At 33.2% G+C, this 24,576-nt stretch carries 20 protein-coding genes and 1 tRNA gene; 8 read left to right on the forward strand and 13 right to left on the reverse strand.

Translation table 11 applies throughout. From position 1 onward, the window contains the following. Nucleotides 1-3: 3 nt before the first annotated feature. Nucleotides 4-1,443 (forward strand): alpha-amylase family glycosyl hydrolase, encoded by a 1,440-nt coding sequence (locus tag CSW08_RS09865; RefSeq protein ID WP_317044928.1) that lies wholly within the window; start codon nt 4-6, stop codon nt 1,441-1,443. A gap of 65 nt (nt 1,444-1,508) precedes the next feature. Here the strand turns inward: CSW08_RS09865 and CSW08_RS09870 are convergent, their stop codons facing one another. From CSW08_RS09870 to CSW08_RS09885, 4 genes are all read right to left on the reverse strand, one after another. Beyond that, nucleotides 1,509-1,967 carry a hypothetical protein gene (locus CSW08_RS09870; protein ID WP_106659724.1) on the reverse strand — a complete coding sequence of 153 codons (459 nt, stop codon included), beginning with the start codon at nt 1,965-1,967 and terminating at the stop codon, nt 1,509-1,511. 85 nt (nt 1,968-2,052) lie between these two features. Continuing rightward, complete coding sequence (locus tag CSW08_RS09875) at nt 2,053-2,631, reverse strand: porin family protein (protein WP_106659725.1); 579 nt, start codon at nt 2,629-2,631, stop codon at nt 2,053-2,055. Nucleotides 2,632-2,661: 30 nt separating this feature from the next. After that, on the reverse strand, nt 2,662-3,432 hold the full coding sequence (locus CSW08_RS09880) for a zinc metalloprotease (RefSeq protein WP_106659726.1): 771 nt from the start codon (nt 3,430-3,432) through the stop codon (nt 2,662-2,664). Nucleotides 3,433-3,531: 99 nt separating this feature from the next. Beyond that, nucleotides 3,532-4,575, reverse strand: a complete 1,044-nt coding sequence (locus CSW08_RS09885; protein WP_106659727.1) for a hypothetical protein — start codon at nt 4,573-4,575, stop codon at nt 3,532-3,534. Between the two features lie 298 nt (nt 4,576-4,873). Between CSW08_RS09885 and CSW08_RS09890 the strand changes: the two genes are divergently transcribed. The 3 genes from CSW08_RS09890 to CSW08_RS09900 all read left to right on the forward strand — a co-directional run bounded on the left by CSW08_RS09890 (nt 4,874) and on the right by CSW08_RS09900 (nt 9,128). Continuing rightward, a complete protein-coding gene (locus CSW08_RS09890) occupies nt 4,874-5,389 on the forward strand; it encodes an RNA polymerase sigma factor (protein WP_106659728.1) in 516 nt (171 codons plus the stop codon). A 273-nt stretch (nt 5,390-5,662) separates the two neighbouring features. After that, nucleotides 5,663-6,574, forward strand: a complete 912-nt coding sequence (locus tag CSW08_RS09895; protein ID WP_106659729.1) for a FecR family protein — start codon at nt 5,663-5,665, stop codon at nt 6,572-6,574. After that, nucleotides 6,564-9,128 carry a TonB-dependent receptor gene (locus CSW08_RS09900; protein ID WP_106659730.1) on the forward strand — a complete coding sequence of 855 codons (2,565 nt, stop codon included), beginning with the start codon at nt 6,564-6,566 and terminating at the stop codon, nt 9,126-9,128. Before CSW08_RS09895 ends, CSW08_RS09900 begins: the two co-directional genes overlap by 11 nt. Before the next feature lie 128 nt (nt 9,129-9,256). On the opposite strand, the gene CSW08_RS09905 is transcribed toward CSW08_RS09900, so the two are convergent. The 3 genes from CSW08_RS09905 to CSW08_RS09915 form a co-directional block, all read right to left on the reverse strand. After that, the gene (locus CSW08_RS09905) at nt 9,257-10,264 is read right to left on the reverse strand and encodes an LLM class flavin-dependent oxidoreductase (RefSeq protein WP_106659731.1); all 1,008 of its coding nucleotides are present in this window, start codon (nt 10,262-10,264) and stop codon (nt 9,257-9,259) included. Between the two features lie 122 nt (nt 10,265-10,386). Further along, entirely contained in the window at nt 10,387-11,685 is a 1,299-nt protein-coding gene (locus tag CSW08_RS09910; RefSeq protein ID WP_106659732.1) for an NAD(P)/FAD-dependent oxidoreductase, read from the reverse strand. A 248-nt stretch (nt 11,686-11,933) separates the two neighbouring features. Next, complete coding sequence (locus tag CSW08_RS09915; RefSeq protein WP_106659733.1) at nt 11,934-12,308, reverse strand: VOC family protein; 375 nt, start codon at nt 12,306-12,308, stop codon at nt 11,934-11,936. Between the two features lie 421 nt (nt 12,309-12,729). Between CSW08_RS09915 and CSW08_RS09920 the strand changes: the two genes are divergently transcribed. Continuing rightward, nucleotides 12,730-13,068 carry a hypothetical protein gene (locus CSW08_RS09920; protein WP_157831462.1) on the forward strand — a complete coding sequence of 113 codons (339 nt, stop codon included), beginning with the start codon at nt 12,730-12,732 and terminating at the stop codon, nt 13,066-13,068. Nucleotides 13,069-13,411: 343 nt separating this feature from the next. Next, entirely contained in the window at nt 13,412-14,392 is a 981-nt protein-coding gene (gene trxB / locus CSW08_RS09925; RefSeq protein ID WP_106659735.1) for a thioredoxin-disulfide reductase, read from the forward strand. A gap of 101 nt (nt 14,393-14,493) precedes the next feature. On the opposite strand, the gene CSW08_RS09930 is transcribed toward trxB, so the two are convergent. From CSW08_RS09930 to CSW08_RS09940, 3 genes are all read right to left on the reverse strand, one after another. Further along, complete coding sequence (locus CSW08_RS09930) at nt 14,494-14,859, reverse strand: hypothetical protein (protein WP_106659736.1); 366 nt, start codon at nt 14,857-14,859, stop codon at nt 14,494-14,496. A gap of 119 nt (nt 14,860-14,978) precedes the next feature. Next, a complete protein-coding gene (locus tag CSW08_RS09935; protein WP_106659737.1) occupies nt 14,979-16,943 on the reverse strand; it encodes a TonB-dependent receptor in 1,965 nt (654 codons plus the stop codon). Continuing rightward, nucleotides 16,931-18,049: a DUF4249 domain-containing protein gene (locus tag CSW08_RS09940; RefSeq protein ID WP_106659738.1), complete on the reverse strand. Its 1,119-nt coding sequence runs from the start codon at nt 18,047-18,049 to the stop codon at nt 16,931-16,933. Before CSW08_RS09940 ends, CSW08_RS09935 begins: the two co-directional genes overlap by 13 nt. Before the next feature lie 323 nt (nt 18,050-18,372). Between CSW08_RS09940 and CSW08_RS09945 the strand changes: the two genes are divergently transcribed. Both CSW08_RS09945 and CSW08_RS09950 read left to right on the forward strand, forming a co-directional pair. Then, nucleotides 18,373-18,446: transfer RNA gene (locus CSW08_RS09945), tRNA-Pro, on the forward strand. Nucleotides 18,447-18,660: 214 nt separating this feature from the next. Continuing rightward, nucleotides 18,661-19,911, forward strand: coding sequence for a site-specific integrase (locus CSW08_RS09950; RefSeq protein ID WP_106659739.1), 1,251 nt, complete (start codon nt 18,661-18,663; stop codon nt 19,909-19,911). A gap of 207 nt (nt 19,912-20,118) precedes the next feature. On the opposite strand, the gene CSW08_RS09955 is transcribed toward CSW08_RS09950, so the two are convergent. The 3 genes from CSW08_RS09955 to CSW08_RS09965 are packed head-to-tail and all read right to left on the reverse strand — an operon-like array spanning nt 20,119 to nt 24,574. Then, nucleotides 20,119-21,807, reverse strand: coding sequence for a hypothetical protein (locus CSW08_RS09955; RefSeq protein ID WP_106659740.1), 1,689 nt, complete (start codon nt 21,805-21,807; stop codon nt 20,119-20,121). After that, the gene (locus tag CSW08_RS09960; protein WP_106659741.1) at nt 21,807-23,924 is read right to left on the reverse strand and encodes an AAA family ATPase; all 2,118 of its coding nucleotides are present in this window, start codon (nt 23,922-23,924) and stop codon (nt 21,807-21,809) included. Before CSW08_RS09960 ends, CSW08_RS09955 begins: the two co-directional genes overlap by 1 nt. Continuing rightward, nucleotides 23,921-24,574: a hypothetical protein gene (locus CSW08_RS09965; protein ID WP_106659742.1), complete on the reverse strand. Its 654-nt coding sequence runs from the start codon at nt 24,572-24,574 to the stop codon at nt 23,921-23,923. The genes CSW08_RS09960 and CSW08_RS09965 overlap by 4 nt, the downstream gene beginning before the upstream one ends. Between the last annotated feature and the right edge of the window lie 2 nt (nt 24,575-24,576).

Consider the following 24,576-nt stretch of genomic DNA (forward strand, 5'->3'; position numbering starts at 1 on the left):
GTTATGATGAAAAAAATAATATCGCTGGTTCTTATTATAGGATTCGTTTTCTATTCATGTAAAAATGAACAAAAAACTGAAGAAAAAAGAATTCCAACAGTTACAGAAATTGCTCCAGTATCTCCCGAGATGATGAAAAATGCTGTTATTTATGAAGCAAATATTCGTCAGTATTCACCAGAAGGCACATTTAATGCTTTTGCTAAAGACATCCCGGTACTAAAAGAATTAGGTGTCAAAATAATTTGGTTAATGCCCATAAATCCCATTTCTAAGATTAAAAGAAAAGCTACAGGAGACAAATTTACATCAGAGATTGAAGACGAAAATGAACGTAAAAAATACTTAGGAAGTTACTATTCAGTATCCGATTATAAAGCAATAAATCCAGAGTTTGGCACGCTTGAAGATTTTAAAAATTTAATCAATAAAGCGCACGAAAACGGCATATATGTTATAGTAGATTGGGTACCAAATCATACAGGTTGGGATCACCCTTGGATAACTGCGCATCCTGATTATTACACGCAAAATGACAGAGGAGACATTATCGATCCGATAAATCCAGATACGGGCGAATCTTGGGGTTGGACCGATACCGCTGATTTGAATTATGATAATATGAACATGCGCAAAGACATGATTTCAGACTTAACTTATTGGGTAAAAGAAGCCAATATAGATGGCTACAGAATGGATGTTGCTCATAAAGTTCCTGTTGATTTTTTTGAAACAGTATCCACCGAGTTAAAAAAAATAAAACCAGTATTTATGCTGGCAGAAGCGGAACAGCCCGATTTATTAATTAACGCTTTCGATATGCAATACGGTTGGGAAGCACATCATATTTTTAATAAAATTTCTAAAGGAGAAATGACCGTTAAAGATTTTGATGACTATATGGTTAAAATCGATACTACCTTACAAGATGATGATATTAATATGAATTTTGTGACCAACCATGATGAAAACTCATGGAATGGCACATTAAAAGAACGTATGCCAGACAACAAAAACATATTTACAGCACTAACTTACATGATGCCAGGAATGCCATTAATTTATTCTGGACAAGAATATGATTTAAACCATAGATTAAAGTTTTTTGAAAAAGATTCCATTCCAAAAACAAAAGGAAACTATTTTGAATTATTAAAAAAACTGGGGCAACTTAAAAACTCAAATCCAGCTTTAAATGGAGGCAAAGTAGCAGCCCTTTATGAACGGATTGATACAAAAAACGACCAAGTTTTAATGTTTGAAAGAAGTAAAGGAGAAAATAAGGTGATATTTATTGGTAATTTTTCCAATAACGAACAAACTGTAAAAGACATTGGTTTGGGTAAAATGCTAGATTATATTGCCGCCAAGAACTTAGAATTTAATAAAAAAGACATTGTTTTAGCACCTTGGGAATATAGAATATTGATTAGACAGGAGTAATTATTGATTATTAACAAACAAAAAAAGCTTCTAAAATAGAAGCTTTTTTATCAACCAATGAAGTCCTAGAACAAACCTAGCCTAACACTTGGCGTATTAACTCTAACATTTGTGCCCATCGTAGTTCTGTGTCTTGGATATCTTTCATAATAGTAACCTTGATATCCATAGTAGTAGAAAGAGGCATGATGATAGTAATAATCACTATGATGACAATGATGGTTACAATGCTCATAATGGTTAGCGTAAGCCGCTTTTTTACGTTTCATGTAGGCTTTGTAAGCTTTTTTGTCCTTTCGTTTTAAATCGTTTTCATAGTTTTTTTGTTCTTCCCAAAACTTTTCTTCTTCAGCTTTGTTTTTTGAACTAAATCCTTGTTCATATTTTGCATCTTCTTCAGCTCTTTCTTGATAATATGATTTTTTATCAACGGTTGCTTCATTTGAGATGTCATTATCTTGGGCATTTGTTATAAACGAAAAACTTAATACGATAACAAATACCATTGTTTTTATTAGTTTCATAATTTTAATTTTTAATGGTTTTCAATATTAAGACACTTTAAATGCATTTTACCCTACCTGTTTTTAGGATTTATTTAAGTTTTTTCTAAAAATCAAATCCTAGAGAAAATTGCCAAACCCTGTTTTTAGGATGGCCTTCATCATAAACATTTCCTAGACCTAAGTGGTAACGAACTCCTAAACTTACCCCAGAGTCTGTTTTAAATCCAGCACCTAAATTAAGGCCCCAATCAAAGTTATCTGGTTCAAATTCTTGCGATGTATCAAACAGATTAAAGTTACTGTCAAATTCTTCTTTATGTGAAATAGCCAATCCAACTTGTGGGCCAACTTCTAAGAAGACGTTTTCATCTGGATATAATTTTAGTAATAATGGTAAGTTTATGTAATCAATCTTTTGCGTGAAGGTTCCACTGTCATCCCTTAATTCATAACCTTGTAGCGAGTATAAAAGTTCGATTTGGAATGATGTGCTTTCCGATATGAATGATTCGCCATAAAAACCGATATGAAATCCGTGTCTTTGTCCGGTTTCCGTATCTCCATCAAAACTTACCGCGGCTAAGTTGTAACCGCCTTTGATACCTGCGTTAGATTGTTCTGTTTGAGCTTGTACTGTTAGCGTTGCGCTTAGTATAAATAAGAATTTTAAAATCGTTTTCATTGTCTTATGTTTTTAAAAGTTAAGTAATTTTTATTTTCCGCCGTTTGCTTGCAAATCGGCAATGCATTTTGCATCAAGTTGTGGTGCTGTGCTCGCCCCTACTAAGTTTGATAATCCCGAACCGTTTTCGGCAGCCCAATACATCAAGCAACTTTCAACGTTGCAATGCTTGACATGTTCAGGATCTTCATGATTTTCAACCATGTTGGAACCTAGGTTTGTCAGGCCGAGTAAATGCCCGAATTCGTGCGTTACTACTGTGGTTTCTAAAACACTTCTATTAGGTTCAAAAGTACTGTTGCTTAACTCCTGAATGGTTTCTTCAAAAATCACGAATGATGTATTTCTATAAGCCGTTCCTAAAACAGCTCCAGAATTTGTGGTGTTTTCAGAAGCTCCATCAATAAAAAGAGCCCAAACAGCTATTTGATTATTTATGTTGTACTTAGTTCGGTGGGCATCTTCAATAGCAATAATGTCTTGATTTGTATAAGATGTTTTTCCTGTGGAGGCAATAGCTCTCGTTTCAACAGTAATACCATTAGGTTTGAAAGTTCTGGCATTTAAAAAAGAAACAAAATTATCAATGGTATTTTGAGATGGCTTTAAGCCTTCAACATAAACCAATTCAATAACCAAACTTTTAAAGGTGTTGTCAGATAATAGATCGTGCGAGGAACTTCCAGTTGCTTTTTGGTTTTCATGTTTATTATTGGTTTCATCAACCGTTTTCAAATCGTCATCTTTTGAACAAGCCGCTAAAACGATTATGATGCAAACTATTTTCAATATTTTTTTCATGTTATTTTTATTTTAAATATAAGCAGCTGTTAGTTTCCCAACAGCTGCTCCACCATACAAGTTGGTTACCAAACCAACCTACCAAAAATTAAATAAATACTAAATTTGGGTCAAAACCAGTGTTACGGCAGCATTAGTTGTACTTTTTAAAGAGATAGATGTGTTACTAAAGCTTGTTACTTCCCAATTATGGTTAAGTAAACTAAATGTTGCATTTCCTGAAAAAGTTAAGTCTAAGAATACTTCAGTTTCTGATGTCACTTCATAAGTACCCTCTACAGTACTAATCGTTGAGTTTACTGCTGTACATGTTTTGTCGTTTGCGAAATCTATAGTATAGTTTGCATAATCTGTGGCTTTTTCTACGCCAGCATTTACAAAAGATTGTACTTTAAAAGCGCCATCAACTATAATGGTTTCTAGATTTTTTGCTTCAGCTTCAGCTGTATCTTCAGCTTCTTCAACATCTAAACAATCGCTAATACTTGCTTGTAAATCTAAATCGCTAGTTATGGAAATAACGGTTTCATTATTTAAGGTTGCCGCAATAGGGTAGTTAATAGCGAACAATTCATTGTTTCCTAAGTTATTCATGTAAGCATATAATTCTTGCTCTGATTCAATAACTACACTGCCGGTTTGTTCCAGATTTAAGCTATACGTTAAAATAGTGATCGGGAAATCAATATCGATACAAGAAATAGCACTCTTTCCTTCATTTTCAACCGTTTCACAAGCATCAATTAATGCATCGTATTCCGCTTGATTGGCAACTTGTACCTCGGTGTAATTACTCATTTTAACAGTTAAAGGAAATTGTAGTGTAACCACATCATCATCATTAGTAATTTCTCCTAAAATATTTAAAACTAATTGATAATCAGACTGTGTTAGTATGGATACTTGCGTACCATTAACATTGGCGACCACAGGAAGTAATATAGATGAACAAGACATGCCGTCTATAAAATCATCAAAACTTCCATCATACATACTAGAACGTTCTAGGTTGCTGGCTGTTTGAGAGTTTGCCGCATTCGTGTTTGGGTTTTGTCCGTTCTCACTATCCAATTCGTCTTGACAGGATGTGAATGCCAAAAAAGTGACTAATAAAATTGATGTAATACTTTTTAAATTTTTCATGATAATAGTTTTTAGGGTTAATAATTTTTATTCTTTTTAATAGCGATTTTTTACGCTTTCTGTAATTAAGACAACTGGGTTTAAATTTACCCTACCTTTTATTTTAATTACTTTTCTAAATAGACTGAAAACATTAAGTATGGTGCTAAAACCTTGCTTAATTCTATATCTATCAGTTTTAATAATATGTTTCGTTTTCATCTTTTTTTATACTTTGGAATTGTTATTATTAAGACACCTATAAATAATTTTACCCTACTTTTGTAAAGTAAATTAAATTTATAGAAAGTACTAGTTTATGAATAACAACAAGCCCATGCTTTGTGAAGAAACCTATTTTAATCATTTTTATTTAGAACATGTACAGCATGCGAGTAATTTTGCTTATTACAAATGCGGCGACAAGGATCATGCACTGGATTTAGTTCAAGACGCGTTTTCTAAAATATGGGAAAATTGCTCTAAAATAGATTTTACAAAAGCTAAGACCTATTTGTTTACCACGGTTAATAATTTGTTTTTAAACAACGTTAAACATAATAAAGTGGTTTTAGAATATGCTAAAGCGGCACCTTATATTGATAAAACAAACGAAAGCCCGGAATATTTATTAGAAGAAGAAGAATTTAAAAAGAAACTTCAAAACGCCATTTCATTATTAACGGATGCACAACGCGAAGTATTTTTATTAAATCGGATTGACGGAAAGAAATACAGGGAAATAGCCGAATTATTAGACGTTTCCCAAAAAGCGGTTGAAAAAAGAATGTCCGGGGCATTAAAAATTTTAAGGGAACACATAGAAAATATTTAATCTAAATAATTCCCCAATGGCTCTGCCTCGGGGTTTGCAAATCACCTTTCCTTTGGAGAGGTCAGACCTACCCAAAAAGGCAGTTCTGGGTGAGGTGAAGTAGAGAATTTTGATTTTTAGCCCAAAGGTCAAAATGAAATGGATTAAAGATATCTAAGTCTATGCCTTGAGTATAGTTCGTTTTGAAGAATTCTTTATTTTAAGTTTGAAGAATTCTTTATTTAAGGTAGGGTAAATTTAAATGTAGTTGTCTTAGACTTGAAGGATTATAAAATGAAAAATGAAAATAACATATTAAAGTGGTTAAATAATGAGCTTTCTGAAGAAGAAGTTAAAGATTTGAAGCAATCTGAAAACCTTGAAACTTTAGAGAAAATAGCTTTTTATGCCTCACAAATGCAAGCGCCAAAAATGGATGCGCAACAGGCTTTGGATGCTTTTAAAGAAAGAAACCTTTCTAAAAAAGAAACCAAAGTCATTCCATTAAACTTTAAAACGTTTATGCGCGTTGCTGCTGTTCTTGTGGTGATGCTAGCATCGTCTTATTTTTTATTCTTCAACAATGCAAAATCTTTTGAAACCCACATAGCACAAACGCAAAACGTCACGTTGCCTGATGCTTCCGAAGTTATTTTAAACGCCCAATCTACACTAAAGTACAATAAGAAAACTTGGAAAGATACACGTGATTTAGAATTAAGCGGCGAGGCCTTTTTTAAAGTTAGCAAAGGACAAAAATTTACGGTAAATACCCCTGTAGGAACGGTTCAAGTGTTAGGGACCCAATTTAACGTAAAAGAACGCCCCAATTACTTTGAAGTACAATGTTATGAAGGATTGGTAGCTGTAACTTATAACAATAAAACCCTGAAATTATCCAAGGGAAAATCGTTTAGGGTGTTGAATGAAACCATTCAAGTAGTTGAAGATTTTAATGCTGAAAATCCGTCGTGGTTGCAAGCCGAATCAAGTTTTGATAAGATTCCGTTAAGCCAAGTCGTAAGTGAATTAGAAAGACAATACGACTTAAATGTTGATTATGAGGCTGTTGATGGGTCACAATTATTTACAGGTGCATTTACACATTCAGATAAAAATATTGCGTTACAATCTATTACCATCCCTTTAAAATTAAGTTATAAAATAGAAGGTAGAAACGTTACGTTATATAACTATGGAAAATAGAAAATGGATCATTTATATACTTATTTGTTTTATTCAATTAGGTTTCGGTCAAACTAATTCTGAAAAAGTACCGCTAACAGAAATAATTATAGCTGTTGAAAATAAATTTGATGTGAAATTTTCATATGCCCATGAAGATGTGGTGAATGTTTCTATTGAACAACCAGATGCCAATTTTAATCTTCAACAAATATTAAGTTACTTAAATCGTAAAACGCTTCTAAATTTTAAAACATTGGATAATCGTTACATTACGGTGTCGGTTATTGATAAAATGATTACTCTCTGTGTTACATTGATTTCAGCTGAAAATAATGCCCCTTTATTTGGTGCTTCCGTTTACATAAGCAATACCAATAGAGGTGTTATATCAGATGATGAAGGCAAGTTTCAGTTAGACAATGTGCCTTTAAACTCGTTTATAACCATATCTTATTTAGGTTTTAAAAGTCAACAAGTGCCTGTTGAATCGTTGTTTCATGAAGATGGTATTTGTAAAACCATAGTCCTTGAAGAAAGTCAAGAAATACTCAATCAAGTGCTTATTACCAAGTTTTTAACCACTGGTTTGCAAAAGCTCATAGATGGAAGTACTGTTTTAAATACTGAGAAATTCGGCATTTTACCCGGACTAACAGAACCGGATATATTACAATCCATACAAGCACTTCCAGGTGTTGAAAGTGTGAATGAAAGCATAGCCAATATTAACGTAAGAGGTGGTACGAACGACCAAAATTTAATACTTTGGGATAACATAAAAATGTATCATTCTGGGCATTTTTTCGGACTTATTTCAGCTTACAATCCTAATTTAACTAACAAAGTTGTAGTGACTAAAAATGGTACTTCAAGTGAATTTAGTGACGGTGTGTCCAGTACCATTAATATGTCTACAAAAGATGTTTTAACCCATAAATTACAAGGCGGTCTCGGTGTAAATTTGATAAGTGCAGATGCTTTTTTGGAAATTCCTATCAACAAAAAACTGGCATTACACATTTCCGGAAGACGTTCGTTTACCGATTTTATTACCTCACCTACTTACGATAATTATTTTGAGCGCAGTTTCCAAGATAGTGAGTTAACTACCAACAGCGATAATATTAGTGAAAGCAATCGGTCGTCAGAGTTTTTCTTTTACGATTACACAGCAAAGCTATTATTTGATTTGAATGAAAACCATAAGTTTCGCGCCAACATTATAGGTATAAGCAACAATCTGGATTATAAAGAAAATTACACGAATAATAATAATCAAACAGAGTCTAAAACGAGTAATTTAAGTCAGGAAAACATCGGCTTAGGCACAAAATGGAATGCCATTTGGAGCGACACATTTACAACGGATTTCATGGCGTTTTACTCCAAATATAACGTTGATGCGATTGATTATAGAGTGGAGACCGATCAAAAATTAACGCAATCCAATGAGGTGCTTGAGACAGGTATTAAAATCAATACGAATTTAAAGCTTAACACGCATTTGAATTTGCTAAACGGTTATCAGTTTAGTGAAATAGGCATTCTTAACCAAACCACTGTTTCTGCACCATCATACGATAGAACTAAAAAAGATGTGTTGCTTAACCATGCTGTTTTTAGTGAACTAGAATTTAACAGCAACCAAACGTATGTTAGGTTTGGGGTTAGAGCTAATTATTTTCAAAAGTTTGCGAAGTTTTTAATTGAGCCCAGATTAAATTTAAGACAAAAGCTTTCTAATCAATTTGCTTTAAAATTACAAGGGGAGTTTAAAAACCAATCTGCCACACAAATAGTCGATTTTCAAGATGATTTTCTAGGAGTGGAAAACAGACGTTGGATTTTAGCTAACGAGCAGAGCATCCCCATCTCAGAAAGTAAACAAGCATCGTTCGGATTTGAATTCAATCAGAATAATCTGGTTTTAGATATTGAAGCTTTTTTTAAAAAGGTAGAAGGGATCACAACTTCCAACCAAGGGTTTTATAATAATTTAGGGTTTTATAATAATTTTCAATACATCAATGCGACAGGAAGTTATGAAGCCAAAGGGGTGGAGTTTTTAATCAATAAAACAGCAAGTACCTACAGCACTTGGTTAAGTTATACGTATAGTGTTAATGATTATGAATTTGAATCCTTTACACCATCAAAATTCCCTAATAATATAGATATCAGGCATTCGGTGTCCTTAGCGTTTAATTACAATCTGCTTGATAATTTGGAAGTGTCAGTAGGTGGTATCTGGCGCAGTGGACAACCTTTTACAAAACCTGTTAATGGTAACGAAACCATACAAGATGGTAGCCAAACGGTTGTAAATTATGATACACCCAATAGTGATAATTTAGACAATTTCATGCGATTGGATGCTTCCATAAATTATAATTTTAATGTTTCAAACACTATAAAAGGGTCTTTACGGGCAGGTGTTTTAAATGTATTGGATAGAGAAAATACCATTAATAGGTATTATGAAGTTGATCCAAATGATTCTGAATCAACCGTTCAAATAGATAATAAGTCACTTGGTATGACGCCTAATATTAGTTTAAGGGTAAGGTTTTAATGGTTTCGGTCAGTGCCTGAAGTCGTCATTGCGAGGAGGAACGACCAAGCAATCTTTTTAATTGTAGTTCCACCTCATGAGATTGCTTTACTTCAACTGCGCTCAGTATAAACTCACTCGCAAAGACGTTATTTATTCAACTCCTGCATAATCTCCGCAAACAAACGGTACGATGTAATACGGTCCTTGCTATCATAAATATTGGTCACGGCAATGAGCTCATCTACCTGCGTCTCATCAATAAACGCTTTCACTTGCTGCTTTACGGTGTCTTTATTGCCGACAAACGTATATTTAAGCATCTGCTGTACTGAAGGGTGCTGTTTCATAGTGCGCAGCTCATTGGTCATTTCGGTAGGAGGTTGCATAAAATCCCTTTTGCCGGTTAATAGACCAATAATCATTTTGTAAAGGGAGGTTGACATACGTTCTGCTTCCTCGTCCGAGTCTGCCACAATAATGTTAACGCCGGCGAAGGTATAGGGTGTTTCAAGGGCTTCACTTGGTTGAAAGTCACGTCTATAAATATCAAGAGCAGCCTGTAATTGGGGTGTTGCAAAATGACTGGCAAAGGCATAGGGTAAGCCTTTTTTTGCTGCCAAATGCGCGCTGTCGGTACTAGACCCTAAAATATACAGCGGCACATCAACGCCTTCTGCTACGGTGGCGCGGACTTTTTCGTTGAGGTTATCTAGTGAAAAGTAGTTCTGTATCTGTTGCACGTTGTCTGGAAAAGACATGGCGGCTTCGTAAAAGTCGGAGCGAATGGCCTGTGCCGTTTCTCTATCGGTGCCTGGGGCGCGTCCCAATCCCAAATCAATGCGGTGGGGATATAAAATGCCCAAGGTGCCAAATTGTTCCGCAATGATTAATGGGGAATGGTTTGGTAACATGATGCCACCCGACCCAACGCGTATGCGTTTAGTGCCTTCGGCTATTTTACCTATTAAAATAGAAGTCGCACTGCTACCAATGGCGTCGGAGTTATGATGTTCTGCCAACCAATAGCGCGTATAGCCCACTTCTTCGGCAGCCTTTGCCAATGCCAGCGAATCGTTAAAAGTATCTTGCAACGAGCGACCTTTTGATACAATAGCGAGGTCTAATATAGAGTATTTTGTATGTTTTGTTTGCATGGGTTTGTGTATTGATACATTTAAAAAACTAAATGTATTTTATTATAAAAACAACTATGGTTATGTGAGGTTATATAACTCACAAGGTGGGTTGTTTATGGGGGTAAGCTAATTAAAAGCCGTTACTTAGGTTGTTCACTCTTTTTTTGTTCACTCTTCCTTTCGGTTGGTTTAATAATCATTCTAAAGGATTGGTCTTTATAAATGTAGTAACCTAACCAATTATACAAGGTTCTTATTTTGTTTTTAAAATTGACAAGACTCATGATGTGTACAAAAATCCAAATCAACCAAGCACTAAAACCTTTTAAGTACTGTTTTTGATTTGGAAAATCCAATACCGCTTTGTTTCTTCCTATGATGGCCATGGCCCCTTTATCGGTGTATTGAAATGATTTCCAGTTGTTGTCTTTCCTGCTTAAGTTGTCTGCCAAATTTTTAGCCTGTTGCAACGCCGGTTGTGCCAATTGCGGATGTCCGTTGGGATATTTTTCATCACCAACAATGAATGCACAATCGCCCAAAGCATATATGTTGTTGTATGAATGAACGAGATTAAACCGATTTGTTTTCATTCGTCTGCCCGCTCCAAAACAGTCTTTTGAAAATCCGTCAAACGTTTTTGCCGAAACGCCTGCTGCCCAAATAAGGTTTTTCGATGGAATCTCATGGCCATTGGATAAATACACGGTCTCCCCATTAAAATCCTTAACCAAGGCATTCATGGTTAAGGTCACGCCAAAATCGGTTAATTTTTTAGCCGTGTATGTTTGGGCATTTTTAGACATGGCGGCTAAAACAGAGGCCTGTCCGTCAATTAAATGGATGTCCCCAAGGTCTTGTGCCATTAATTCAGGATAGTCCTGTAAAATAATGGACGCTTTCATTTCCGATAATATACCCGAAAGCTCCACGCCCGTAGGGCCTGCGCCTGCAATAACAAACGTTAAGTATTTTTTCCGTTCCTCTTCGTTTTGAATGCGCGTGGCACGGTCAAGTCGGGTTAGAATTACATTTCGTAGCGACAGGGCATCACTAATCGTTTTCATTGGCAAGCTTTTTTCCTCTATGTTTTTGTTGCCAAAAAAGTTGGTTTCGGTACCGGTCGCCATCACCAAAATATCGTAGTCCAACTCACCGTTACTTAATATTATTTTGTTCTCTTCAGGAACCACTTTTATAAGGGAACCCAGTCTAAAACGGACGTTTTTTAATTTTCTTAGAATTTTCCTGAACGGATAACTAATGGCAGACGGTTCCATAAAACCTGTGGATACCTGATAGATTAAAGGCGGAAAGAAATTATAGTTGTTACTATCAACCAAAACAATCTGGTAATCTGCAGATTTACCTAATCTTTTTACAAGTTCCAAGCCTGCGAAACCACCCCCAACAACCACTAGCTTTTTAGTGTTTTTCATAACAATATTGCTATTTTTTAAATAAAGCAAAGGTAGTTAAATCAGGCGTTGTAAAAATTGAGTTGGTTTAAGAAAGTTGTTTTGTTTTTATTGGAATGGGGTGGTTTCATGCAATACTACCTATTTGAATTTTGTAAAAAAGATTTATTGGATTACAGCAGAAATAAGGCTACTGATATTTTTGTTTTATAACGCTGTTAATAAATTATCTAACGTTTGGCTTTATGCAAAGTCCTGATTTCATTCGTTTACTTTATGTGTCTCTCTTGCACGTTAAATACGGTTCCTGCTGGGTCCTGAATCCAGTGCATTTTTTTTGGAAGTTCTTCAATATCGTCGCAAGTTTCCACACCGTTTGTTTGTAAATACTGTGTTGCTTCTTCTATGTCAGGAACGGTAAGTTGTAACCACGTTTCTGAATGGGTATAGTTGTCCACACAGTCTAACCAAAGAATATTATTCCCGAATGTCACTTGGTGGGTTCTTGAAACGGTTGGATTATCTATAGGTTTTTCTTCGATTTTTAACTTTAAAATATCCCTGTAAAAAGCAACCGTTTTTTCGTATTTGCTTTTAGGTATTTTTATGGCGATATTAATGCCTGCTTCAAATTTTGGGTCCATTGTTTTTTAGTTTTCAAGTTCCTTTTTTGTTTTATTAATACAATCCAAACATAGACCTTTCTTACAAACCATCCAAACAATTTTCTGTTTTTTACAAATCATTTTTTGGTTTTTTCGCTGTTTTATAACTAGTTATTCGTCTAGTATTAGGGTATTTAGCGTGCATAATTGCCAATAGCCTTATTATTTCAATTACAGAAATAACATATTGTTTTTGAGGTACTTATTATATAGATAAAGCACCTGAATTTTATGGGCTAGCCTTAATTTGGCCATAAACTTAAAATAAATTAATATGAAAAATGGGATCAAAATTTTATTAAGCATGTTTGCTTTATTAGCAATTTCATGTGGCAATTCAACAAAACAGGCGGGAACAGACGGTACATCAGATACATACTACTCGAGCGATGCTCAAGGAATGGATCATATGAACGGGGACGATAATATGAATAGCAACAGTAGTATGATGAATAATGAGGCAACAAATACCCCAACCCAAGACCTTACTCAAGAGGAGTATGACAAACAAAGGAATACGCAAATGTATACGTCTTTAAATATGACAGACGAACAAATAGGTGAATATGAAAGCGTAACACGTTCGTCAATGGATACATGGAAGCGAGACAATCCTCAAAAAACTATGGCTACTCAAGATAGAATGAAATATCAAAGCGATCATTTGAAAACCATTCTAGATGAGTCCCAGTATACAAACTATGGGCAATGGGCAACTTCGAATCCCTATAGAAATTAATGTAGTTCATAAATCAAAAAGAACCCTTTATACTTGATTGTATAAAGGGTTTTTTAGTTTATAATATATAGGCTATTTTAAGTTTTTAATTTTCTACAACCTCAGTTCTCAATACAATTCTAAAAAAATTTTATGCTTACTAACAATAAGCCTAGCTAAGTAAGTTTGTAACCCTCAAATAGCCGTAAATATCTGTTTTACAATTATTTATTAAAGGAAATAAATAGAGCAGGATTAGATTGTAATAAATTTTAAATATGTCCCCATAACCAAGTGTTAATAATTTACTAGTAAGGTTTAATACAAAAAAACTACTTTTACAGTATTAAAAGAATTATTGATTATGGCAGAACATATTGAAAAAGTAAAATGTTTGATTATTGGGTCTGGACCTGCAGGTTATACAGCAGCCATTTATGCTGCCAGAGCTAATATGGCTCCGGTTTTATACCAAGGTACACAACCAGGAGGGCAATTAACAACCACTAATGAAGTTGAGAATTTCCCAGGATATCCTGATGGAATTACAGGTCCGGAAATGATGATGGAACTGCAAAAACAAGCAGAGCGATTTGAAACTGATGTACGTCATGGCTGGATAACCAAAGTTGATTTTTCAGGTGATATCCATAAAGTTTGGGTAGACGATGAAAAAGAGATTCATTGTGAAACGGTTATTATTTCTACAGGTGCATCTGCAAAATATTTAGGATTGGAATCTGAACAAAAATATTTAAAATTAGGAGGCGGCGTGTCTGCTTGTGCTATTTGTGATGGATTCTTTTATAGAAATCAAGAAGTCGTTATAGTAGGGGCGGGTGATTCAGCTTGTGAAGAGGCTCATTATCTATCCAAACTTTGTAAAAAAGTAACCATGATTGTAAGACGTGATGAATTCAGGGCCTCTAAAATCATGGCAGAACGTGTTAAAAGAACACCTAATATAGAGATATTGTTTAATACAGAAACCGATGAGGTTTTGGGTGACGGACACGTAGTTACAGGTGTTAGGGTTTTTAATAATATAACTAATGAAAAACATGAGATTCCAGCAACTGGATTTTTTGTTGCCATAGGGCATAAACCTAATACCGATATTTTTAAGGATTATTTAGAGTTAGACGAAACAGGTTATATTATTAACGTTCCAGGAACATCAAAAACCAATATTGAAGGCGTATTTGTGTCGGGTGATGCTGCAGACCATGTGTATAGACAAGCGGTTACGGCAGCAGGCACAGGTTGTATGGCGGCTCTAGATGCAGAACGCTATTTAGCGGCGAAAGATTCTACTTTTGAAGTATCTACTTCTACTTACAATTAAGATTTACTATAAGCAAGTTTAAATTATTGATGGAATAAAAGAATTCCTTAAAGTTTTGTGATTTAATTGATTAAGGTTTATCTGGTCAATACAAATAAACCTTAATCAAATACAAAATTATAGGTTAGGGCAAATAGTGGACTATTCATAATAGTTAGTTCGTAAGAACCTAGAGGGCTTCCAAGAAAAATATGTTTATTTGCATCGCCCGTTCTTTGTGTGTAATAGGTATTATAGACATTCTTTCTAGCGTATAGATTATAAATGGTAAAAGTCCAATCACCTACCCAACGTCTATTTAATTTTTTGCTATACTTTACTTTCCAAGATAGATCAAGACGGTGATAAGGTTTCAAACGAGCATTATTACGCTCCAAGAATATAGGAATGTCAATGCCTTCTAAATTAAAATAACCATTAGCTACAGAGTATGGCCGACCGGTTTGTGCGGTAAAGTTAAAGCTCAAAGTATTGTATTTATTACCTTCAAAATTTATTGTACCATTAAAAACATGAGGTCTATCAAAATCTGAAGGATGCCATTGGTTGTTGTTAATTCTATCACTTAATTTTGAACTGTTTGTTTTTAAATAGCTTCTAGACCACGTATACTTCTAGACCACGTATAGTTAATCCAGCCATTAACGGTTCCATTGGGTTTTTTCAAACTAAATTCAACACCATAGGCTTTGCCTTGAGCTTGCACAATATCGCGCTCTAAAAATTCTTCTAAAAAGAAATCGGCACCTGGTTTGTAAGTTAAATTGTTTTGAATGTCTCTATAATAGCCTTCAACACCAAGTTCTAAATTATTGTCATCTAAATTTTGATAAACTCCAAAGCTATAGGTATCACTTTTTTGAGGTTCTATATTTGGGTCTGAGGTTTTCCATCGAGATGTTGGTAAGGGTGTGGTAGAATTGTAAATATTTTGTAGGTACTGATTCAAACGAGCATAGCTAGCTTTTATCGAAGTGTTTCCTCCTAGTTTTAAATTGGCTCCCAATCGAGGTTCTATAGAATTGAATGTTTTAATCTTTTCGCCTTTGCCAAATTCGGTGATGTTGGTGATTTCTTCTGTGCTTTCATCAAAAGTGGCTTGTGTGTAAGGACCAACAAAAGAAAAATTATTTAATCGTAACCCCCCAGATAGCGTCAGATAATCACTGGGGCTCCAGTTAATATTTGAGTATGCAGATAATTCATAACTTGTTTCATCATCTAGGTCTACAGGTAGGATACTGTTTCCGCTACCAGGATCCAGTTTCCCGGGTTTAATTTTATATCTGTTGGCTTGTATTCCTAGATAATAATTTAACTTATCATCTATTTTTTTAGAATATTCAGAAAAGAGACTTAGAAAGTTAATTTGAGATTCATATTCAATGACATTGTTATTATCCCTTTCAGGAAATAATGTTTTTGGTGTATATCTGCTATGTAATAAAACGGTTCTTAAACTAGAATTATCAGTAAACGAGTGCGTCCAGTTAAGTGTGTTGTTGAAGGTTTTAAAATCATATTGATTGCTTTCAGCATTAATATTCTCAATTTGGGAAATCAAATCAAGTTGGTAGAAATCTTTACTGAAAAAATTGGTAAACGAGATTTGGTCTTTATCCGTTGGTAAGTAAAGTAACTTTATGGTATGATCATAGAATCGAGCTTTAGTTTTTTCTAATCGTTTCGAAACAATGGGCAATAAAAAGTCAGTAAATCCAGCTCTGGTGCCAGCATATAAAAAAAGCTTATCCTTAATTAAGGGTGTTTCAACAGATAATCTGCTGGAAACTAGTCCAATGCCACCACTTAACTTTAACTTGTCAACATAAGGGTTTTTTACCTTAACATCTAGCACAGAAGTAATTCTTCCTCCGTAGCGTGCAGGTATATTGGCACGATAAAGATCGGTTGAAGCAATGGCTTCGGGCGTAAATACAGAGAATAAACCAAATAAGTGGGTTGGATTAAATACTGGGGCGTAATCGTATAATAAAAGGTTTTGGTCTAATGAGCCACCGCGAACCGATAAACCATTGCTAACTTCTCCAGCATTATTAACTCCAGGTAATAATGTCATGCTTCTTAATAGGTCTACTTCACCCACAGCTGCGGGCATTTTATTAAGTTCTTGTGCAGTCATTTGTACAGCTCCCATTTGTGGAGATTCCAAACGTTCGCTAACACGTTTAGCCCTTAACACAACTTCAGATAGTTGTTGTTCTTCTTCAGCAAGTGTTAAACGTAATCTTTTGTCTTGGTCCAGTGTAATTTCTCTTTCCGCTGTTTTAAAACCAATGAAAGAGACTTTTATTAAATAAGTATTTTTGGATAAATTAATGGAAAATTCACCATTAGTATCTGTAACTCCGCCACATGCACAAGGAGTAAGGATTATCTGGGCATTTTCAATAGGTCTATTACCAGCTTCACTCAATATTTGGAAAGCGAGTTTGTATTCTTGAGCTGAAAGCTGAGTTATACCCAACAAAACTATTACTACAAACCAGCTTCGAATTTGATTAATCTGTAATAATTTTATTCTATCCATCCTTCTGGTTCTGTTGAGGTTCTGTATCTGCTTTCTTCACATGGCGCATATAAATAATGGGGGCCAGGACCGGATGGTGGTGGTTCTGGATGAGGTATTAATTGGTTATCTATAGGACTCTCTTCTATCATAGTACGATCTATCATGATGGATTTTGTGTTTGCTGATGATGCAGTAAACCTTCCTAAAACATATTCGTTCGGATTTTCTGGATTATACATGTTACCAATAAGTGCTGCCGGTAAAGGCGCATTAAACCCACCATTGTTATCAATTAAATCCTTGATGGTTCGGTAATACTCATAGGCCTTGGGGGTAAGTGAAAATTGTTGTATTTCCACTAAAACATTTGTTGTTCTGGTTAATAGAACATTAGCTATAGGTAAAGAAGATGTAGTGGTTCCATTAGAGAACTTATCGGAAAAAATATGAATTTTGTTCCCATAATCTATTTGCCAACAATCAGATTCACACCAATAAGTATAGTAATCTATGTTGGGATTACGAATATAGTTATTATCTCTAAAGTTACCTTCATAACATATTTTACAAATCTGCGCCTTATCATAAGTTTTAAGGCGCCAATAATAATAATTGGTTTGGTTTTCAGGATCATCAAAAGTTACAGATATTTCGTGTCCTGGAACGTATTTTTTATAATCTTCAACAAACTCTAATTGCTTATCATATCTAATATTAATTTCTTTTATGGGAACTGATGGATTTATGGTTTCCATTTCAGATAGATATTGGTTACCGTTGGGTAAATTCACTTCTAAAAACCAATTTTCACCCAATTCTCCTTTAAAATTGGGTGGTGGAGAGTATTGTGAGTTTTCTTCAAGTAATGGTATCCTTTCTTCCGAATCGGCATTTATAAATACGACATTAGCACCGCTGACAAAAATATTTCTATAATACACAGCTACATCAGACTCTGTTATTGTTACATAGGAAGATCCCTCGGTAGTTCCCACAAAGCCTTCAATATAAATTAATCCGTCAATAAATTGGTACTCTGGAGTAACTGGGGTTGTACATGTTAATAATGTAAGGGATAGTTTAAGTAAGATAATTTTTTGAAATAAGATTGGTTTTGTTGGCATATAAAGGATAAATCGATTGTTCAAATATAGTAAAACAGAGTTGAGATTCTGTACGTATTATCTGTTAAAAAAAATTAAAAGTGTTTAATTTGTTTGGTATGTTGTATATGTTCAGAATATAAACTTATAGAAAGTCCTATTTTCAAAAAAATACTTTTTTTTAATCGTAATTAATTTTTAATCTTTTAATAAAATGTGTTTTCTTTGAACCCAATTTTAAAATGGGATGTGGCCAAGCTAAGGATAAACGGCATTCACTAAAGATTGGACTTCCAAAAACCATGATGGACTATGTAATGTATAGTTGACACTTAAATAAATTTCGGGATGTGGCGCAGTCCGGTAGCGTACACGGCTGGGGGCCGTGTGGTCGCAGGTTCAAATCCTGTCATCCCGACGAACCCTATTTTTATAAAATTAAAATACTGTTAATTGTATGATTTTCAGTATTTTAATTTTTTTTGGTTTCAAATGAAATCAATTAATATCAACTAAAAGGTGTACTATTCGGTGAGTCATTTCTAATCGGAATTGTCGTAAATTTAAAGAGCTTTTAAGAGCAATTTGACTTTTGTTTTACAATTAAAATTGTTTAACTTAAAACTCGTAAAATGCAGACAAACAGTACCTTTGCAATCATTTTCTTCACAAGAAAACCTAAAGGTTTATCTAATGAATTATCAATTTATGCACGTATAACAGTTAATGGAAAGCGTTCAGAAATTAGTTTAAAACGAAGCGTTCTGGTGAACGATTGGGACGTAAATAAGGCTAGATGTAGGGGAAATACATCAAAAATAAGATTTTTAAACGCTTATCTAGATGAGGTTTATACCAAACTATTAGATTGCCAAAAACAATTATTTGCCGAAGGTAAAATGGTGTCTGCGGATAGCATAAAGGCAAGATACTTGGGTGAAGATGAAAACCATAAAACTTTAAGGGATATTATCAAGTACCATAATACAAACATGATTGATGTTTTGAAGTTTGGCACTATGAAGAATTATTACACAACTGAAAAATATTTATATAAATTTTTAGCGGACGAATTAAAGGCAAATGATATTTATTTAAAGCAACTAAATCATAGGTTCATTTGTGATTTCGAAATTTTCTTAAGGAATAGCAAGAATTCAAAAAATGAATTAACATTAACAAATAATGGTGTCATGAAGCATTTAGAACGTTTAAAAAAAATGGTAACCCTTGCCTGTAAATTGGAATGGATAGTTAAGGATCCATTTCAATTGTTTCAATTAAAATTTAAAAAGTTTGATAGGCAGTATCTTTCAGAAAGAGAATTGGAACTCATTGAAAACACTATTTTTAGAAAAGAAGGATTAGAGAAAGTCAAGGATTGTTTTTTATTTTCTTGTTATACTGGTCTTTCTTATGTTGATGTGAAAATGCTAAAAAACAATCATATCACTAGAGGTATTGATAACAATTATTGGATTTTTACCAAACGAGAAAAAACAAATGAAACCGTTAAAATTCCTATTTTGCCTAAAGCTTTGGAAATTTTGAATAAATACAAAACCTTTTCCAAACACAATAATGGTGAAAAGGCTTTGCCCATTTTTTCCAACCAAAAAATTAATATTTATTTAAAGGACATTGCCAAGGATTGTGGCATCCACAAAAACCTGACCTTTCATGTTGCAAGACATACGTTTGCAACCACCGTCATGTTATCCAATGGAGTACCTTTAGAAACCGTATCGAAGCTTTTGGGCCATTCAAAGTTATCCACTACCCAAATTTATGCTAGGGTAGTGGAAACCAAGATTAGCGAGGATATACAAAATCTACTAATAAGATTTCAAACGAAAAAAGAACAATGTCAGGCTATAAACTAAATTTTTTTTTATTAAAAATATAAGAAAGCTAGTAGCCTAAATTCAAAATTAGCTTAAAATGGCTTGTTTTTTAACTCAGTTCTTTGTTGGCGTTTCGTTGTTTATTTTTACTTGCAATCTGTGCGTTTGGAGGACATGCTCTTTAAGCAAATTTGGTTGTGCGGTCATTTGTGCGTTTGCTTAATGCGCATGTCACTTAGCGCCGGACTATCGTTCACTTAGATTTATCATTATATGATACAATTTAATTTTCTTTCCATTTCTCAAATGTTTTGCTACTCCAATTTTAATGTCAGTAAAATTGTAATCATTTATTTCTTCATAATCAATAAATTTATAATTATATACGTGTTTTGAAATAAAGGCTTTGTATTTATTCCAGAGTTTAGCAAAGTCCTTCGCAGTAGAATATGTTATTATATAATTGTTTTCTAATCCAGTTGTGTCATATCTAAATAGTTTGTCGAGATGAAGAATTACATAATCCGTTTTTAATGAGTCAAGAATTAAGGCTTCAATAATTGATTTAGGACTACCATCTTTTTCTGTTATAAATATGTCAATTTCTCCACTTTTTTTACCTTCATTTGATGTACTCCATTGAGTTTGGTCCTTAATTGAGAAGCCCCTTGCTTCAACCAAATTTGCTAAATACTTGTTCCTTTCATTCTCATCAGAATTGTTTGCCCAGTATTTTTTATCACCTTGCATTTTTGCACTTGCAAAAATTAGTGAATCAACTAGCTCACTATTAGATTTATTAGTAAGTGTTTCAAAAGCCTTTAAACAATCAGAAGGTTTATCTATTTCATTAACTAATTGCTCAATAATTACTGGGTTATGAGTTGGGAATAAATTTTTGAACATCCTACCAAGACTATCTGATTCAACTTTTTTTTTATTGCTATGCTCAATAACTGATTTAAGATATGAGAGAAAATTATATTCCTCCGTACCCTGTTGCAGCTCTCTTAACCTTACATTTAGTTTTGTTATCTCAGAACTAAAATGTATCGTAAAATATGGTTCGAAAATTTTCTCACTTACAAAGTTGCCCAAACTACTTGCTACTGACTTTTCATTCAATCTTTGCTTTAAAGTTGAATTAGTTATTTCTGAATAACATAGATAAACATTGTCAAGTTCTGACCTGTAATCAAGCCAATTATTTGGTTGTTGATTACATAGTTTTTGCAAAGATGTTAGCATTTTATAAAAGCTAAACTGCAAATTTTCAAGCTTATAATTAAATGAAAATACGTCTCTTTGAAAAAGGATATTCCCAAGCTCACGTATGTACTCTTTTGCAGAACCCCATCTATTATTGATTATTTCACCAAGAATTGAAACTACCTTAAAATAAAAATTAGAGTCAATTCGATTTTCTAATTCTTCATTGGATTTAATGAAATAGGATTTACTAATTGTTAAAGCTTTAGAACATTCCTCCTCAGACACTGAGGTTAATGCCTTTTGGAAATTAATAAGTCCAAGATTTAATAAACTTTCAGAAACTAATTCTGCTTCTGAATCATCTAATTTCTGTTTGTAAATTATTTCAATTTCTTCATTTGAGTCGTCATAATACAAGTATAGATCCTTTAAACGTTGGAGCTCTATAAAAATCTCTGAACTTGGTAACCAATCATCAATTAGCAAACTTAAACCTTGTCTTGATTTTAGTTTTCCTAATACGACCAAGTCTGTAAACAATTCTAGCCCAATTTTTCTAACAAAAGAGTTTTCTTTTTCATCCAATATAATTTCACGCATTGAAGAGTTTATAGTTTTTTCTTCAAGGTTTATTATTGAACCAACAAAATCATTCTCAAGAAAACTAATTTTCTCAGGACGACTCAGAGTTTTAAACGCTTGTATTTCAAAATCTTTATTCATTAGAATACATATTCATCGACTGCAAATTCTTTTTGATTTTTTAAAACGCCTGATAATTTTTTTTCAGCTGTTCCGATTAATATTTGCAATTTATCTCCATATCTTGATTCTATGCTTTGTAGAACACTGGCTAAACCATCTAGATACTTTGAATCTGCTTCCTCTTTCCCAGGACTATCAATTATTAATAAGCGTGTATGTCTGCCAAAATTAAACTCGATATCAAGTTGGATTAGGCTCAAATAAAATGCTATTTTAGCCCTTAACTGCTCACCCTCAGCTATATTTTCAAAAGTCAGATACTCATTGTCCTGTTTGTAGTAAATTTCGAAATTGTCCTTAATCAAAACTTCTGAAATTGAAGTTAACCCAAAATCATGAATCTCATTTTTCATTAATTCCGAAAGTCTATCTAAAACTTTTGTTCCTAATTCAAATCTTCGTTCTGATAGTTTTCCAATCGCTGAATCTAGAAGGTCGATTTTTGTTTCATAATTTGAGTCTTGAATTATTTCTTGAGACGTTATTTGTTGTATTTGAAAATTTAACACTGCTTTTTCTGATACAAGTTCTTCTTTTCTAGAATCGGAAGGATTTACTTTACTCTTTTCGGAATTTATTATATTTTCTAATTCTTGAAGTTTCTTAGATAAAGAAGATACATCTTGAATCCCATCAAGCATTTTTTCGGAACTGACAATATCCGAATAAAGAGAATTGAATCTTTCCTGAAAAATGTCATTTTGTTTTGAAAGCGTAGATATTTCCGACTCTAAATTTTCAATAGTGATTTTTAAATTTTCAATTTTATCTTTAAATACTTCAATATCAACGCCATCTTCATTATCCAGAATTGATTCGCTGCACAATGAGCATTTATGCTCATGCAATCTAGATTGTTTTTGTATTTCTGTAACATCATGATTACAGCTAGGACAATATTTAATATCCAAATTGGAAAACAAAATACCAATATCCACAAACTCTTTTAAGTCATTACTTTGCTTATTCGCTTTCTCTAACTCTTTTTTTAGTCGAAAAATCTCAGATTGATTTGTTTGTTGTTTTGTTTTAATTGAATTTAATTCTTTGTTCTTTGATTGCTTTGCTTTTTCAATTTCTATTGATTTCCTATTCTCCGATTGAATTAAACCAAGAAGCGAATTATATTCAATGTAAAGTGGTGCTAGATTAACCTTTTCCTTGCTTATTATTTGAATTTCATTCAACTCAATATTTATATCTGTGAGTCTTTGCTGAAATTTCTCCAAGTTTTGTTGTTTTTGTTTTTTCTGTCTTTCTGTAAAAGATTGCTCTTTTGCTTTTTCATAATTAAGCAAATCCTTTTTTATTGTCAATCTGTTTATTGGATAAGTCAATTTTAGACCTAAAAGCATTTGAAAAACTTTTTTCCCTTGGTCTCCATACATTAGGCTAGTGGAATCTTTTGATTCAAGTAGGATAGATTTAAAATAAGTTTTCCAACTAGCTCCAGCCTCAATTAAATCATCCTTGTCTTTTTGGGAAGATTTCTGTGTCCACTTCAAAGAATAATATGTGAATTGCTGAAAGAAAAAGTCATTTATTAAATCTTGATAGGATGTTTCACTATTTGCATCAAAAATGACCTCATCAGAACAATTTTCCAATTCATCTAATGAATTAAAAGAACCATTGAATAATCCGGCATAAATTCTATATTTCGACAAATCTAAAAATACTGTGTACTTTTTCTCATTTATACTAAAGTTTACAAAAGCATGATTAATCCACTTTTTAATATTATCCTTTAATGAATTTGTTCCAGTGAGTGCGTATTTTATAATTTTAAAAATACTTGATTTTCCCTTTAGATTGTCTGCAATAATAATATTGAGTCCTGTTTCAAAAGGTAAAGAAAAATTAATTTTAGCACCTGAATAATCTTGATTTTCTGAGACACCCTTTTCACCAAGCAGAGTTACATTGTCAATTAATAGTCTTTTACCCGTTGACATTGGAGTGTCTCTACCGTATTCATCATTTAGATTAAGTAATTCTTCAACTTCAGATTTAGCTAATTGCTCTTTATACTCTTCGTATAATTCATCTGTAAATTTTTTAAAATCGAAATTCATAATTTCTCTGAATAAAGGTTAAAGAATTCTGCATTAACATTATCTTGGATTCCACCTATATACTCTCTATAACATGTGTTTTTATATTCCTCAATTTGATATTGAGATATTCTTAATTGACTTCCGGTTAAATCTCCGAAGTAATTTTTGATTAAACCACATCTCTCAACATACCAATTTAATGCAGATAATGACTTTATAGTGCTTTCAAACTTGTCTATTGCATATTGTGTAATGAAATACTTTTTTTCAATTGTCTTAAGGTCAATACTTTTTTTGCTTGAGAAATCAATAAAATCAACACTTTTCAAAAAAGCAATTACATTATCGATATCCTCATATGCTCCAAAAAAGAATCTTTCCATTTCTAATCGTCTGATAACAGGCTCCTTATTTCCGAAAATATCTTTTACAATTTTCTTAATCTCCAATTGTTTTGGCAAGTCAACTTTTGCAATATTTATTAATTCAAATGATAAGTAATCAGGATTTCTTAATAAAAAGTCAATTTTCTGAATACGTTGTTCACTTTTGAAAATCCTTTTTAAATTGGGGAAATTTAAATCAGAATAAGGCTCACTAAAGACATAGAGTATCAAGAATATTCTTAATCTGTCTTTGTAAATTCTTATTTTTTCATTTTCATCCATAT

It is taken from the genome of Confluentibacter flavum (assembly GCF_002843175.1).
Taxonomy (GTDB): Bacteria; Bacteroidota; Bacteroidia; order Flavobacteriales; family Flavobacteriaceae; genus Confluentibacter; species Confluentibacter flavum.